Source organism: Streptomyces sp. SID14478 (assembly GCF_010548525.1).
Taxonomy (GTDB): Bacteria; Actinomycetota; Actinomycetes; order Streptomycetales; family Streptomycetaceae; genus Streptomyces.
Map to the genome: position 1 here is coordinate 1 of NZ_JAAGMG010001176.1, position 512 is coordinate 512.

General features: G+C 76.6%; 2 pseudogenes. Both read right to left on the reverse strand.

Going from position 1 to position 512, the window contains the following annotated elements:
• A pseudogene (locus G3I40_RS37275) lies at positions 1-254 on the reverse strand (PucR family transcriptional regulator); the annotation flags it as partial.
• A 64-nt stretch (positions 255-318) separates the two neighbouring features.
• Positions 319-512, reverse strand: a pseudogene (locus G3I40_RS37280) (GNAT family N-acetyltransferase); the annotation flags it as partial.

The window sequence follows — 512 nt, forward strand, 5'->3', positions numbered from 1 at the left end:
GCGATCGGGGCCCGGACGATCACGGCCGCCGCCCCGAGCGCGGCCGCCCGCTCGACCAGGGTCGTGACCTGAGGGGCGCCGTAGACCCCGACGCCGAGGACGATGGCGCCCGGAAGGCGGGCGGGGGTGTCCTGCGGGTCGTGGATGAGGACCCCGCCGACGGGCCTGCCCGGGTCCGGTTCGCCGACCGTGGACACGAGGAAGGTCGCGCCCAGGTCGGCGAGGACCCGGCCGAGGACGGCCCGCCCGCTCACGACCGCACCCGACGGATGCGGACCGCCAACTTCTCCGCTTCGTCGCGGAGTCGCCTGCGGCGTCTCATCCTTCTGCCTTGCGCTCGACGAGATACCGGCCGTCGCGGGTGAACCCCGTGACGGCCGCGCCTTCCGCGAGGAGGCCCCCGAGGGTGCCCCGCACCGCCGAACGCCAGGCCCGGGCCGCCGCCGGCCGTGCGGCGCGCAGTGCCTCGATGTCCGAGGGGATCCGCACCGCGAGACAAGGGGCGTCGAGCG